Raw genomic sequence first — 12,786 nt, forward strand, 5'->3', positions numbered from 1 at the left:
CAGGCTCTATTCCATCACCCGACCGACATAAGGCAACTGGCGGAAAGCGTGCCCCACGTCCATGCCATAGCCGACGACAAAATAATCCGGGCATTCGAAAGCCACGAAATCGGCGTCGAGATCGACCTTGCGGCGCACGCTCTTGTCGAGAAGAACGGCGATACTGACGCTGCGGGCTCCGCGTTCCAGCATCAGTTCGCGGACGAACTTCAGCGTCTTGCCGGATTCCAGAATATCGTCGATCAGAAGCACATCGCGGTCGCGCACGTCACTGTCGATATCGCGCAGCAGACGAACTTCCGTGCTTGTCGTCCCCTTGCCGTAGCTCGAAACGGTGATGAATTCCACATCGGGTTCCACACCCGCATCATGCATTGCCCGAATGAGGTCGGCTGCAAAGATGAAGGACCCTTTCAGGATCGAAATCGTCAGCAGATTGTGGAACTTGCGTTCAGCGATGGCCTTGGCAAGCTCAAGATTGCGGCCTGCAATCTCATCCGGACTAAAGAGAACTTCGATTGTCTTGCCGCCGACTTCGGGCATCTGCTGCTTCTCCTGATCGTTCGCTTACGCGCAGACTTGGGCGACGCATAAAGGCGCCGGAAAGGCCGCTCTATACCATGGTTTGAGGAAATTGCACCCCACCACTTGAAGATGCTCCGGCTTCTCCATTTCCCAACGTCGAGATTTCATATAGCGTGGCTTCCATGCATCCGGACATCATCGAACTGCGATCATTTTACGATACCACTCTGGGCCATCTCGCGGAACGCGCCATCCGTATGGCGCTTGCCGGGCTATGGGATCGTGTGCCGGGAGAGCGGCTTGTCGGCATGGGCTACAGCCTGCCCTATCTCGACCGTTTCAGCGCCGATACGGAGCGGACCTTTGCCTTCATGCCTGCCGGTCAGGGAGCCGTCGCCTGGCCGTCTGTGGAAAAGCCGGCGACAGCGCTCGTTTTCGACGAGGAACTGCCGCTGCCCGATTCTTCGATTGATCGCGTGCTCATGGTGCATGCGCTGGAATATGCGGAGAACCCGACGGAAACGCTGAAGGAGATGTGGCGCGTTCTCGCGCCCAATGGGCGGCTCGTTATCGTGGTGCCGAACCGGCGGGGTCTCTGGGCCCGCTTCGAGCATACGCCCTTCGGTAGCGGGCGCCCCTATAGCCGTACCCAGCTGACGACCTTGCTGCGCGAGGCGAATTTCACCGTCAGCACTGTGAGTGACGCGCTGCACTTCCCTCCCGCCACGCGGCGATGGATGATGCGGCCCTGTCTCGCGCTCGAAGGCATGGGGCGGCGGCTGTGGCCGGTCTTTTCCGGCGTTCTGGTGGTGGAAGCACAGAAGCGGCTTTATCAGGGACTGCCGGTTGCCCAGCGCTCGTCGCGCCGTGTTTTCGTTCCGGTTCTTGCGCCGCAAGGAACACCTGTCGGCGGGTTGCGGAAGGTACCGGCAGGAACCGGCAAGACAGATCGCAAAAACTAGTGTGCCGTCGAATTTCGGATTCCAACGCAAACTAGGACATTTACGCACCAAGCCCCGCAAAAACGTACAGTTGCTGCAGCCGACAAGTATTATCGGCCAAGGTTTTTCTCGACTTGAACGCAATGGCGGGATATGCCCCCATCAGACCTTTAACATTGACCTTTTGGCGGAGCCAAAATCATGACCGATACGCAGAACCTTACCCGTCCCCAGCCCAAGGCAGGCCTGCTCGACATCGCGGCCTACGTACCCGGCAAGGAACATGTGGAAGGCGTCGCCAAGGTCTATAAGCTCTCGTCCAACGAAACGCCGATCGGTCCGAGCCCGCATGCCGTGGAAGCCTATCGACGCGCAGGCGAAAAACTGGAGCTTTATCCCGACGGGCAGGCGCTGGCTCTGCGGCAGGCGATTGCCGAAACGCAGGCGCTCAATTTAGCGAATATCATGTGCGGCAACGGCTCCGACGAACTGCTTGGGCTGCTCTGCCAGACCTATCTTGCTCCGGGCGATGAAACCATCATCACCGAACACGGATTTGCGGTTTATAAGATCCAGACCCTGGGTGCGGGTGCAACGCCGGTCACCGTCAAGGAGAAGAACGAGCGGATCGATGTGGACGCCATTCTGGCTGGCCTGTCGCCGCGCACGAAGATCGTCTTCATCGCCAATCCGGGCAATCCGACCGGGACCTATCTTCCTTTCGAGGAAGTCCGTCGCCTTCATGCCGGACTGCCCAAGCATGTGCTTCTTGTTCTCGATGCGGCCTATGCCGAATATGTGCGCCGCAACGACTACGAAGCAGGCCTTGAACTCGTTTCTTCCAACGAGAATGTCGTCATGACGCGCACCTTCTCGAAAATCCATGGGCTGCCGGGCCTGCGTATCGGCTGGATGTATGCGCCCCTGCACGTCATCGATGCCGTCAATCGCATTCGCGGACCGTTCAACATGAACTCGGCTGCCATTGCAGCAGGCGCTGCCGCTATCCGGGACCGCGCCCATGTCGACAAGTCGATCGCCTACAATGAGAAATGGCTTGGCTGGCTGACCGAGGAGTTCACAAAGCTCGGACTTCGGGTAACACCTTCGGTCACGAATTTCCTGCTGATCCACTTTCCCGAAGATGCTGCGCATTCGGCGGACAAGGCTGACGAATGGCTTTCAAGACGCGGTTATATCCTGCGTCGCGTCGGCGGTTACGGCTTTCCGAATGCATTGCGCATTACGGTTGGACCGGAAGAAGCCAATCGCGGCGTCGTCGCCGCCCTGACCGAATTTTTGAAGTAAACCAATGTCCACGGTCCATTTCAACAAGATCGCCCTGGTCGGCATCGGCCTTATCGGTTCGTCGCTCGCGCGCGTCATTCGACGTGAGAAGCTTGCCGATCACATCGCCATCGCCACGCGCAGCAGCGAAACGCTGAAGCGCGCCGAGGAACTGGGGCTCGGCGACAGTTACGCCACGGATAGCGCTGAGGCCGTCAAGGATGCCGATCTCGTCATCGTGTCTGTGCCGGTCGGCTCGTCAGGCACCGTCGCGCGCCAGATCGCTGCAAATCTCAAACCCGGCGCCATCGTAACCGACGTTGGCTCCACCAAGGCGTCCGTGATTGCCCAGATGCAGCCGGAATTGCCCGACACCGTGCACTTCATTCCCGGCCACCCGCTGGCGGGAACGGAATATTCCGGCCCGGACGCGGGCTTTGCAGAACTCTTCACCAATCGCTGGTGCATTCTGACGCCCCTGCCCGATACGGATGAAGCGGCGCTGGAAAAGCTGAGCGATTTCTGGAGCGCCTGCGGCTCGCGCCTTGATCGCATGGACCCGCAGCACCACGATCTGGTGCTGGCCATCGTCTCGCATCTGCCGCATATCATCGCCTACAATATCGTCGGTACGGCCAGCGATCTGGAACAGGTGACGAAATCGGAAGTCATCAAATACTCCGCTTCCGGTTTCCGCGATTTCACGCGTCTGGCCGCCTCCGACCCGACAATGTGGCGCGACGTGTGCCTGCACAACAAGGACGCGATCCTCGAAATGCTCGGGCGTTTTTCGGAAGACCTTGCCTCGCTGCAACGTTCGATCCGCTGGGGCGACGGTGAAGCACTGTTCGACCTTTTCACGCGCACACGCGCCGTGCGGCGCGGCATCATTGATGCCGGACAGGAAGTTGATGCGCCGGACTTTGGCCGTCAGGCTGCGACGCGCGCATAGGGCAGCACAACTGCCCTACTCCCTTACTGCCTTTTTCCCCTGCTCCCCTAAAGAGCGGGCAACCGTCCAAGTGGAATGAATCCGGCGCTGACCTTGCCCTTGCGAACGGCAATTTCCATCACGGGATTGCCGTTTTCGTCTTTCGGCATGGCCGAGAGAGCAAACAGCACGGTGGCTATATTGCCGCCCTGCTCGGGAAACACCGTCTGCCCCGCCTGTGCCAGCGATTGCGGGTTGACCAGCGTCAGCTTCACATCCGCATTGATCAGCCCGTCCGCATCGATGGAAAACGGTCCCGCAACGGAAACCATGGCTCCATTGGGCATGGACAGGAAAGCCTGATTGACAGTGCCGGAATGCCCGCGCAGCCGTTGATGAAACGGTGCGTCGCTCCTCGCCAGCAGTGTTGCGGCATCGGACACATCAATATCTGCCACGCCATCGACTTCAGGGCTGGTTGCATTGCCTATCGCCGCCTTCGCGAGCTTCAATCCGGCAAAGCGGCCATTGAGCTTCAGGATGCCATCCGCTTCGCTCAAGCGGAAATCCATCTGCTCGAGCGTGCTGAGCGGCTCCGTCGTCGTGGTTTCCGTGCGCAGACCAACCGCGACTTCGCGCGCGGCCAGTTCGATTTCGGTCGGGAAAGGACGCGCCAGCCGGGTGTTGGAAGTAAATTTGCTCCAGTTCACTTCCAGCGGCGCCAGCCCCGGAAATTCGATGAAGGCGGGGCCCGCCAGGTCATTCGACAGGGAACGCGGTGCATAGACAGGAGAGCCGGAGGTAAACCGCCCGGCGCGGAACGAGATCCCTTCGGAGGGGCGCTGCCATGAAATACTGTCGCAGATGACATTGACGCGCAGCGGATAGCCGCCCATGCGCAGGTCTTCGCATTTCACGCCGACACCCTGAGCGGCAAGCCTGGCCATGTCAGCCTTGGCTCGTGCTTCAAGCTTGTTTGCGATATAGAACCAGCCCGCCGTATAGCCAGCAACCAGGACAACAAGAATGACGAGGAGCGTTATAGGACGCTTTCTGGCTTTCGGTGCGTTCATTCCAGTATGCGCCATTTCAAAAGCCTTATTTATCAGTCAGTTGTTTCGAGGAGCCCGCGCCGGATTCGGACCAGATCCGAAATCTCGTCAACATTGTGCTCCTCTCGACTGGTGGCCATATTATGGCAGGATTGTGCCTTGTGAAGGGAAGAGGAAGAAAAATCGAGGGATATCCGATGATTACTGGTGGAAATCGACACGCGTCAGAGTGCGTTTCAATCTGATTGAATGAGGTTCACGCTCTTCCTATCTGTTTTGACGGGCATCTTTTCCGAAAATCATTTCACACTTTTCGGGATGCGCTCTAATCATTAGAGCTTGGATCAAAAGCGGCAGGCGATTTGCAGACCGGCCTGGCGCCTTTTGGAACAGCTCTTATAGGCACCCCATGGCCACGGCTCTCGATGACAGGCAAATGAACGATTTCTGGGTTTTCGGCTATGGATCGCTGATGTGGCGACCCGGCTTTGCGCATGTGGAAACGGTCCGCGCACGTCTTTATGGCTACAGGCGCAGCCTTTGCATCTATTCGCATGTCCACCGCGGAACACCGGACCATCCCGGCCTGGTGCTGGGATTGGATGCCGGCGGCTCGTGCCTCGGCATCGCCTTTCGCGTGCCCGGCGACATGACCGGCGAAGTGATGACCTATCTGCGTGAACGTGAAATGTCGAACCACGTTTATCACGAGAAGCATCTCCGTCTGCGTCTCGCCGACGGTCGCAGTGTCGATGCGGTCACCTATGTAGCGGACCGCCATCACATCCAATATGCCGGTTCGCTTTCAGCCGAGAACGCGGCGGCAATCGTCGCGTCCGCCCGCGGCGATTCAGGTGCCAATGTGGATTATGTCGCCAATACGCTCCAGCATCTGCGCAATATGCGCGTGCGCGACCACTGGCTGGAACACGTCAACGATCTAATCCACCGCAATATCAACCAGAATTCGACGATTTAAGCAGTTGCGAGCAGGCACAACGCTCCTCAAAAATTCCGGCGCTCAGGTTCTGAGCCCTTGTTCTTGACCGACGCAACCGCTACATCTCCGCCAATTGCCAAGGAGGCCCCCATGATCGCATTGTTCCGCACCATTGATCTGGCGCTTGATATCTATACCTATATCATTATTGCGAGCGCCATTTTCTCATGGCTCTATGCGTTCAATGTCGTCAATTCCGGCAACCGGTTCGTGGCGTCGATCGGGGAGTTTCTCTATAAGGTAACGGAACCCGTCTTGCGGCCAATCCGCAATCTTCTGCCCAATCTGGGCGGCATCGATATTTCACCGATCATACTGCTGCTGATCATCTTCTTCATCCGCCAATTCATGTGGACGACGCTGCTGCCGCTTTTCCTTTAAAAAGGCCTCCCGAAAAGTGGGAGCCGGAAGCTGGCACGAACGAACGATCAGTACAAATACAAAAGCGCCCGGACATTGCCGGGCGCTTTTGTTTAGACGGATCGAGAAGCTACCGCTTACTTGTTCTTGGCGCGTTCGATAGCTTCGACGATGAACTTGCGTGCGTAATCTTCGTCACCCCAGTCACCGATCTTCACCCACTTGCCGGGTTCCAGATCCTTGTAGTGTTCGAAGAAGTGCGCGATCTGCTTCAGAGTGATCTCCGGCATATCGGTATAGTCGTGAATCTTCTCATAGCGGCGCGTCAAGTGCGGCGACGGCACGGCGATAATCTTCTCGTCCTTGCCGGAATTGTCTTCCATGACCAGAACGCCGATCGGGCGAACATTGATCACGCAGCCGGGAACCAGCGGGCGGGTGTTGCAGACGAGAACGTCGATCGGATCGCCATCTTCCGAAAGCGTATGCGGCACGAAGCCGTAATTGCCCGGATAGGTCATTGGCGTGTAGAGGAAGCGGTCGACGATGAGGGCGCCGGCCTTCTTGTCCATCTCGTACTTGATCGGCTGGCCGCCGACAGGCACTTCAATGATGACGTTGACGTCTTCAGGAGGATTGGAGCCGATGGAGATGGCATCAATATTCATGATGTGTCCTTTCGTGTCGGGCTCTGATAACGGGTTTCAAGGTTGCACGCAAGAAAAACGAAAGTTCTAGAAAACGCGGCGAATTGTCGTTCTCGCAACGCAATTGAACGTGATCAGGCCGTTAACATGGTGTGAAGGTTAAACGCCGAGCTCGTTCAGTCGTTGAACGGCGGTCGGCGGCATCGGGGGAGGATTTGGATCGCGGCTGGCGGCGAGCAGAAATTCGTCGCAGGCGGTTTCCGTCGTTTCGATCAACCTCTTGAGGAATTCCTCTTTCGGCAAACCCGGCGGAATGGGCGGCAGGATACGGGCCCGAACGGTTCCGGGATAACGCAGGAACTTGCGGCGTGGCCAGTAGAGGCCCGCATTATGCGCAATCGGAACAACCGGAATATTGAGCGCCTCATAGAGATGAACGATGCCGTATTTGTATTGCGGCGGAGCGCCCGGCGCACGGCGCGTTCCCTCGGGATAAATGAGGATCTGGCGGCCGTCCGCAATCGCCCTTTCCGCGCCCTTGGTGATGGAGTGCAGCGCCTTGACTCGGGAGCCCCGATCAACCGGAATCATCTGCATCTTGGCGATATACCAGCCGAAAAGCGGAATACGCATCAGTTCCCGCTTCAGGATCAGCACCGGATCATCGAGATAGGGCAGGAAAGCATAAGTATCCCAGGCAGATTGATGCTTCGGCGCGCATATATAGGCGCCTTCGGGAATGTTCTCCAATCCCTCGACGACACAGTCCGTGCCGACGATATGCTTTTGAAGCCAGAGATTGACCCGTGCCCACAGCTTCGGCACGATCCAGGCCTTCTTGCGGGGCAACAGGAAATAAAAGGGCGTATAGACGATCATCTGAACAAGTGTGCAGATATAAAACGCCGCATTGAACAGGATTGAGCGCAGGTAGAGAAGCATCAGTCGGCGGAGACCCTGGCTAAAGCGTTTTCGTTTCCGGGTTCCGGCAAACGATCACGCGCGAATTCTGGACTTTCTTCAGAAAGTGACGGCACCGATATATCAGGAAGATCGGCCATTTCCATCAGGAAATCGTATTCCGTGCGCGAGATCAGTTTGCCGCCGTCGCGCTTTGCTGGGGCTGCGTTCCAAACAACTCGCTTGCACCCACACGCACTACGGCGCCCAGATACTTCACATATTCGATGAACAGCACGCGCAACGTGTCGCCTTCGGCAACCCAGCTGTGTTCGCGACGTTCCCCGTTCACCACCGGATAGGGAACGAATTCCACATCCTTCATGAGATAGGACATCTCCAGCGTGCTGCGCGGAATATGATAATTATTGGTGACTAGGATCACCCGGCGATAATTGTTTGTACGAATCCAGCGTTCACTTTCCGCGGCATTGCCGATGGTGTTGAGCGCCGACCGGTCGAGATCGACGCAGCAGTCGAACAGGCTCTGGTCGGCATGTGTCGCGCGCTGCAGCACCTTTTCGTTGGTCGATGGATGAACGCCGCTGATCAGAAGCCGCTTTCCGCGCTTGTCTTTCAGAAGATTGACCGCAGCCTGGATTCTGGACTGGCCACCGGTCAAAACGATGATCGCATCGGCAGGCTCGTCGATGGCGGGAGGCTGCATGCTGGTGACCTTTTCACCGAACGCAACGAAGCCGACGAGAAACGCCAGAAGAATGACAAACAGAACGATGGAAACCGGCTGAAAACGTCTGAACATGCGCATCATGACAGACCATAGGAAATTGCCGGATGCAAGTGCAAAGGATTGGAGGGAACCGTCGTTCCGGCGGCGGCGCCAGACCACATTGCCTGTAGCGAGCCTGTTTGCTGTCTGCCTCTGTGCCACTGCATCGTCACTCGACCGGTGCCCGCCCGATAGCGCTGGCGGGATTCGCGTACCATCTCTCCTTCCATCATAGCCAGCATTGCGGCGAGAAGTCGGAGAAGCGGATGAAAATCTCGTCCTGAAAGCGCCCGTGGCGGAAAAGGTCTTCATTCGGAGCGCACTCCCGGACCGTCCATGGTTGCAAGCTGGCGGATCACCGTCAGGCGGCTGGTCAGCATGGTCAGGAAACTGACCAGAATGATGATGACGGCAGCACCGATATAGCCGCTGCGCCCGATAGCGAAATTGCCGAACATGGCAGCCGCCTGATCACCTTCAGGCGTTGCCATATGGCTCGACGCCCACCAGGAAAAGACCAGAAATACCAGCATCGCGGCTGCACCGCCGCACAGCGCACCCTTCAAGGCGGTGCGGAAGAAATGCCATTCGAACTCGCGCGCCACGAATTTCGATTCCGCACCGATGAAATGCAGCACTTCGATAATGTGGCCGTTGCCCGACATTGCGCCGCGCGTGGCGAAGATCACGGTCAGTACCGTCGCCGCGATCACGAGCGAGAGAACACCGGTCCCGACGAACACCGTCGTATGCGCCATGGAGACAAGCCTGTCGACCCAAGTGCGATGGTCGTCGAAGGTTGCAGCCGGCATGGCGCGCGTGATTTCAGCGCGCATGGTTTCAAAGTCAGGCGGTGCATTTTCATCGATGGTAACGACGACAAGGCGCGGCACAGGCAATTCATCGATGTTGAGGCCACTGCCGAGCCATGGTTCGAGCAGCCGTGCAGTCGCATCCTTATCGATAATGCTCGCGCCTTTGACGCCAGCAAAACCGCGTGCGATCTCACTCGCCTGGGTCAGCGCCTTTTCCATGTCCTGTCCGTCGACAGGCCGTATCTGGATCGTAGCTTCGCGTGCGATCTGGCTCTGCCAGGCTGCAGCCGAAGCGCGAACGAGCGTCACACCGCCCATCGTCAGACATGCCAGAAAGGTCATGATGGCGATCACAATGACGAGTGCGGTGCCCGTAACGCTGCCATCGGGAACAATGGGACTTGGCCCTTGCCGCTTCCGGCGCTTGCCGATACGCACAAGCAGCATGTCCTTGAGGTCTTCCAGACGGACCCGGACATCATCCAGCTTGCGTTGCAAGGCGTTCTTTGCATCAATCATAGATGTCGAGCCGCCCATGTTCGAGGATCATGCGCCGCGCATCGACCTGATCCATCAGGGAAAGGTCGTGGGTCGCTATAATGACAGCGGTACCCGAACGGTTCAGCTCGGTAAAAAGGCGCAGGAGACGCTTTGCAAGCGGCGGATCGACATTGCCGGTCGGTTCGTCCGCGAGAAGCAGTTCCGGCTGGTCGATCAGGGCCCGGGCAATTGCGGCACGCTGCTTCTCGCCGCCTGAAAGGACCGGCGGAAGGACATTCATGCGATCGCCCAGCCCAACCCAGTGCAGAAGCTCTTCCACCTCATGTCGGTAGGTCGCTTCTTCCTTCCCGCGCACGCGCAGCGGAAGCGCCACATTCTCATAGGTCGTCATGTGGTCGAGCAGGCGAAAATCCTGAAACACGATACCGATGCGGCGGCGCAAAAGCGGAACTTCCGCATGATTGAGCCGCGCAACATCCTTGCCGAAAATGTTGATAAGGCCGCGCGTCGGCTTCAGCGCCATGAAGAGAAGGCGCATGAGCGATGTTTTTCCCGCCCCGGAAGGGCCGGTCAGGAACTGGAATGAACGCGGCGGAATATGGAAACTGACATCGCGCAGGATTTCAGGACCCATTCCATATCGCAGGCCGACATTCTCGAAACGTATCACCGGGCTGTTTCTCTTCAATTGTCCGCGCGCTGAAGGACGCACGGATGACATCGATATCGGATCGACCTTTATCCTCTATGGTTAATGTTGCGTTAATTCAGCCCGAACGAGCCCTAAAAAATGCGCGACCGTTGCATCGGCCATGAAGCATTAACCATTATGAGCCAGTGTATGACACCGGTCGAAGGGGCGAAAACGCAAAGGAAGATGTCGTCATGATGGCGAAACGACCATCAACAGCGCAGATGTCGCATACGCCTTCGCGTGAAAGCCATCCCGCGGCGTGGTTTGCCGCCAGTCGCGGTCCCGTCGAGGATGCCGAATTCGAAACCATCGTCCCGGTTTCGCCTCGCCGAAAATTGCCCTTCCCCGTCATCGCACAAAAGCCGCCCGCTTCGCGGCAGTTCCTGTCGGAAACCCGTCCGACCAGCGAATGGCCGGGGTTCGGATATTGGGTTCTCGTCGCTCTCTGCGCGACAACCGCTTTCTGGATTGCAGGCGGATATACGCTGCTTGCCGACAAGCCCGCTTCCGGCGGACAACCGATGCTGCCGCTGGTTTCGGCACTTCAGCTGACCGATCTCAAAACCAATATGCGTGAGAACAGCGATATTCTCAGCGTCGGGGGCCGCATCCAGAACACCACATCGGAAGAACGCCCTGCTCCCCCGCTGATCGTCATGATTACCTATAGCGACGGCAGCAAACGCGAACGCCGTCTGGCTTCAGGAGAAACGATGCTGAAACCGGGCGAATCTATCGACTTCGAGACGATGCTGCCCGCCCTGCGCGGCACCATCGAAAAAGTCGACGTTCGGCTGGCGGACCGGGCTTAGCAGGCGCGGCCCATACAACCCCGATCTGACTTGTTTGCTACTGCCAGCAGCCGAGATTGCGGCCCTTGAGATTGTGCGAGTCGATCTCGACCACAAGGCGCGGATCTTCACGCAGGAGGACCAATGTCGTGCGCTGTTTGAGATCGATCTTCTGCCAGCCTGCACATTCAGTCGGCATGGGGGTACTGTCGATTTTCACTTTTTCCGTCCATGCCGTCGCCGTGCAGCCGGACAGGGCCGCAACGATCGGAACGACTTTGGCCGCCCCTGAAACGAGCCTTTGCGCTTTCGTCCCACGATGAGTGTTCAAGGCTGACAACTCCAATCTGCCCCGCGAAACCACCCTCCAATCGCTTCTGCGCTGGAGAGCGTCGCCCGTTCGACCTCAATGCTTATAACGTGCCGCGCCCCCCTTCCGCAATATAGCCGGACGGGTTTGACGGCTTTAAAAAAGTCCGGTCGAGCACGGTTGAATGTCCGGGGAAACCCGGTTTAGAACAGATATAAAAGCAAATTCGAATATAAGAAGAATAGCCCTCCTGTTTACTGGAACGACAGGACAAATCCACAGGAAACAAACGCCGAAGTTCAAGTTAAACATTATTGTTGAAAGAAAAAGGGGATTATATGCTTCTTGCTAAATGATTCGCATGCAGCAGTTTCACTACACCAACCCTGGGGATTTCCATGCTGAACAAATTATCGGCTGAATTTTTCGGCACATTCTGGCTCGTTTTCGGAGGCTGCGGCAGCGCAGTCCTGGCTGCGGCCTTTCCTGAACTGGGCATTGGCTTTCTTGGCGTAGCCTTCGCCTTCGGTCTGACGGTGCTTACCATGGCCTATGCCGTTGGCGGCATTTCCGGCGGCCATTTCAATCCCGCCGTCTCGTTGGGACTCATGGTGGCGGGCCGTCTTCCGGCCAAAGACCTTATCCCTTACTGGGTTGCGCAGGTTCTGGGCGCCATCGCGGCTGCGGCCGTACTCTTCCTGATCGCTTCCGGCAAGGACGGCTTCACCGTCGGAGGATTTGCTTCGAACGGTTATGCCGAGCTTTCGCCCGGCGGCTACAGCATGATGGCAGCACTGCTTATCGAAATCGTTCTGACTGCCTTCTTCCTCATCATCATTCTGGGTTCCACCTCGTCGCTGGCACCGGCTGGCTTTGCTCCGATTGCCATCGGCCTAGGCTTGACCCTGATTCACCTGATTTCGATCCCGGTCACCAATACATCCGTCAACCCGGCTCGTTCGACGGGTGTGGCTCTATTTGCCGAAACGGCAGCACTCGGTCAGCTTTGGCTGTTCTGGGTTGCACCGCTCATCGGCGCCGCGATCGGCGCAATCATCTGGAAGGGTCTGCTCGGCAAGGATTGATCCGAAACGACAACCCTCAACAACAAGGAAAGGCCGGTTCAAACCGGCCTTTTCTGCTTTCAGGCCGCACCGCAATTTTCCGGTTCCTGCCTTACAAAATAGTTCACAAAAGTGGTTCCGATCATGGGAAGGATGCTGTAAGTAACGTCTATCTTCT

15 protein-coding genes are annotated in these 12,786 nt (G+C 57.5%); 7 read left to right on the forward strand and 8 right to left on the reverse strand.

The genetic code is table 11. The features are described from left to right. Positions 1-6 precede the first annotated feature (6 nt). Positions 7-543, reverse strand: a complete 537-nt coding sequence (gene hpt, locus OINT_RS11210) for a hypoxanthine phosphoribosyltransferase (RefSeq protein ID WP_006467925.1) — start codon at positions 541-543, stop codon at positions 7-9. A 164-nt stretch (positions 544-707) separates the two neighbouring features. Here hpt and OINT_RS11215 point away from each other — a divergent pair, with 164 nt between their 5' ends. The 3 genes from OINT_RS11215 (at position 708) to OINT_RS11225 (ending at position 3,705) form a co-directional block, all read left to right on the forward strand. After that, positions 708-1,487: a class I SAM-dependent methyltransferase gene (locus OINT_RS11215; RefSeq protein WP_006470935.1), complete on the forward strand. Its 780-nt coding sequence runs from the start codon at positions 708-710 to the stop codon at positions 1,485-1,487. 180 nt (positions 1,488-1,667) lie between these two features. Beyond that, positions 1,668-2,774 (forward strand): histidinol-phosphate transaminase, encoded by a 1,107-nt coding sequence (gene hisC, locus OINT_RS11220; RefSeq protein ID WP_006467927.1) that lies wholly within the window; start codon positions 1,668-1,670, stop codon positions 2,772-2,774. A 4-nt stretch (positions 2,775-2,778) separates the two neighbouring features. Continuing rightward, positions 2,779-3,705 carry a prephenate/arogenate dehydrogenase family protein gene (locus OINT_RS11225; protein WP_006467928.1) on the forward strand — a complete coding sequence of 309 codons (927 nt, stop codon included), beginning with the start codon at positions 2,779-2,781 and terminating at the stop codon, positions 3,703-3,705. 47 nt (positions 3,706-3,752) lie between these two features. Here the strand turns inward: OINT_RS11225 and OINT_RS11230 are convergent, their stop codons facing one another. After that, positions 3,753-4,772, reverse strand: a complete 1,020-nt coding sequence (locus tag OINT_RS11230) for a DUF2125 domain-containing protein (RefSeq protein ID WP_006467929.1) — start codon at positions 4,770-4,772, stop codon at positions 3,753-3,755. A gap of 400 nt (positions 4,773-5,172) precedes the next feature. Here OINT_RS11230 and OINT_RS11235 point away from each other — a divergent pair, with 400 nt between their 5' ends. Further along, on the forward strand, positions 5,173-5,715 hold the full coding sequence (locus OINT_RS11235; protein WP_391530001.1) for a gamma-glutamylcyclotransferase: 543 nt from the start codon (positions 5,173-5,175) through the stop codon (positions 5,713-5,715). Between the two features lie 111 nt (positions 5,716-5,826). Continuing rightward, positions 5,827-6,117, forward strand: coding sequence for a YggT family protein (locus tag OINT_RS11240; RefSeq protein WP_006467933.1), 291 nt, complete (start codon positions 5,827-5,829; stop codon positions 6,115-6,117). 116 nt (positions 6,118-6,233) lie between these two features. Here OINT_RS11240 and ppa read toward each other — a convergent pair whose 3' ends face one another. From ppa to ftsE, 5 genes are all read right to left on the reverse strand, one after another. Beyond that, the gene (gene ppa, locus OINT_RS11245) at positions 6,234-6,764 is read right to left on the reverse strand and encodes an inorganic diphosphatase (RefSeq protein ID WP_006467934.1); all 531 of its coding nucleotides are present in this window, start codon (positions 6,762-6,764) and stop codon (positions 6,234-6,236) included. Positions 6,765-6,902: 138 nt separating this feature from the next. Next, positions 6,903-7,685: a lysophospholipid acyltransferase family protein gene (locus OINT_RS11250; protein ID WP_006467935.1), complete on the reverse strand. Its 783-nt coding sequence runs from the start codon at positions 7,683-7,685 to the stop codon at positions 6,903-6,905. Between the two features lie 151 nt (positions 7,686-7,836). Beyond that, the gene (locus OINT_RS11255) at positions 7,837-8,745 is read right to left on the reverse strand and encodes a YdcF family protein (RefSeq protein WP_006467937.1); all 909 of its coding nucleotides are present in this window, start codon (positions 8,743-8,745) and stop codon (positions 7,837-7,839) included. Then, positions 8,742-9,767, reverse strand: a complete 1,026-nt coding sequence (locus OINT_RS11260) for a cell division protein FtsX (RefSeq protein ID WP_006470938.1) — start codon at positions 9,765-9,767, stop codon at positions 8,742-8,744. The genes OINT_RS11255 and OINT_RS11260 overlap by 4 nt, the downstream gene beginning before the upstream one ends. Further along, positions 9,760-10,383: a cell division ATP-binding protein FtsE gene (gene ftsE / locus OINT_RS11265; protein ID WP_025092146.1), complete on the reverse strand. Its 624-nt coding sequence runs from the start codon at positions 10,381-10,383 to the stop codon at positions 9,760-9,762. Before ftsE ends, OINT_RS11260 begins: the two co-directional genes overlap by 8 nt. Positions 10,384-10,634: 251 nt before the next feature. On the opposite strand from ftsE, the gene OINT_RS11270 reads away from it, so the two are divergent. Beyond that, entirely contained in the window at positions 10,635-11,255 is a 621-nt protein-coding gene (locus OINT_RS11270) for a hypothetical protein (protein ID WP_230349484.1), read from the forward strand. Positions 11,256-11,292: 37 nt separating this feature from the next. Here OINT_RS11270 and OINT_RS11275 read toward each other — a convergent pair whose 3' ends face one another. Further along, on the reverse strand, positions 11,293-11,565 hold the full coding sequence (locus tag OINT_RS11275) for a hypothetical protein (protein ID WP_006470940.1): 273 nt from the start codon (positions 11,563-11,565) through the stop codon (positions 11,293-11,295). A gap of 377 nt (positions 11,566-11,942) precedes the next feature. Between OINT_RS11275 and aqpZ the strand changes: the two genes are divergently transcribed. After that, positions 11,943-12,629, forward strand: a complete 687-nt coding sequence (gene aqpZ / locus OINT_RS11280; RefSeq protein ID WP_006467942.1) for an aquaporin Z — start codon at positions 11,943-11,945, stop codon at positions 12,627-12,629. Positions 12,630-12,786: the final 157 nt, after the last annotated feature.

Origin of the sequence: Brucella intermedia LMG 3301, from assembly GCF_000182645.1 — a bacterium.
GTDB lineage: Bacteria > Pseudomonadota > Alphaproteobacteria > Rhizobiales > Rhizobiaceae > Brucella > Brucella intermedia.

What these genes read in the sequence shown, in the direction of transcription:
- hpt (WP_006467925.1), bottom strand. Translation starts at nt 543, where the DNA reads ATGCCCGAAGTCGGCGGCAAGACAATCGAAGTTCTCTTTAGTCCGGAT.
- OINT_RS11215 (WP_006470935.1), top strand. Translation starts at nt 708, where the DNA reads ATGCATCCGGACATCATCGAACTGCGATCATTTTACGATACCACTCTG.
- hisC (WP_006467927.1), top strand. Translation starts at nt 1,668, where the DNA reads ATGACCGATACGCAGAACCTTACCCGTCCCCAGCCCAAGGCAGGCCTG.
- OINT_RS11225 (WP_006467928.1), top strand. Translation starts at nt 2,779, where the DNA reads ATGTCCACGGTCCATTTCAACAAGATCGCCCTGGTCGGCATCGGCCTT.
- OINT_RS11230 (WP_006467929.1), bottom strand. Translation starts at nt 4,772, where the DNA reads ATGGCGCATACTGGAATGAACGCACCGAAAGCCAGAAAGCGTCCTATA.
- OINT_RS11235 (WP_391530001.1), top strand. Translation starts at nt 5,173, where the DNA reads ATGAACGATTTCTGGGTTTTCGGCTATGGATCGCTGATGTGGCGACCC.
- OINT_RS11240 (WP_006467933.1), top strand. Translation starts at nt 5,827, where the DNA reads ATGATCGCATTGTTCCGCACCATTGATCTGGCGCTTGATATCTATACC.
- ppa (WP_006467934.1), bottom strand. Translation starts at nt 6,764, where the DNA reads ATGAATATTGATGCCATCTCCATCGGCTCCAATCCTCCTGAAGACGTC.
- OINT_RS11250 (WP_006467935.1), bottom strand. Translation starts at nt 7,685, where the DNA reads ATGCTTCTCTACCTGCGCTCAATCCTGTTCAATGCGGCGTTTTATATC.
- OINT_RS11255 (WP_006467937.1), bottom strand. Translation starts at nt 8,745, where the DNA reads ATGAAGACCTTTTCCGCCACGGGCGCTTTCAGGACGAGATTTTCATCC.
- OINT_RS11260 (WP_006470938.1), bottom strand. Translation starts at nt 9,767, where the DNA reads ATGATTGATGCAAAGAACGCCTTGCAACGCAAGCTGGATGATGTCCGG.
- ftsE (WP_025092146.1), bottom strand. Translation starts at nt 10,383, where the DNA reads ATGGGTCCTGAAATCCTGCGCGATGTCAGTTTCCATATTCCGCCGCGT.
- OINT_RS11270 (WP_230349484.1), top strand. Translation starts at nt 10,635, where the DNA reads ATGATGGCGAAACGACCATCAACAGCGCAGATGTCGCATACGCCTTCG.
- aqpZ (WP_006467942.1), top strand. Translation starts at nt 11,943, where the DNA reads ATGCTGAACAAATTATCGGCTGAATTTTTCGGCACATTCTGGCTCGTT.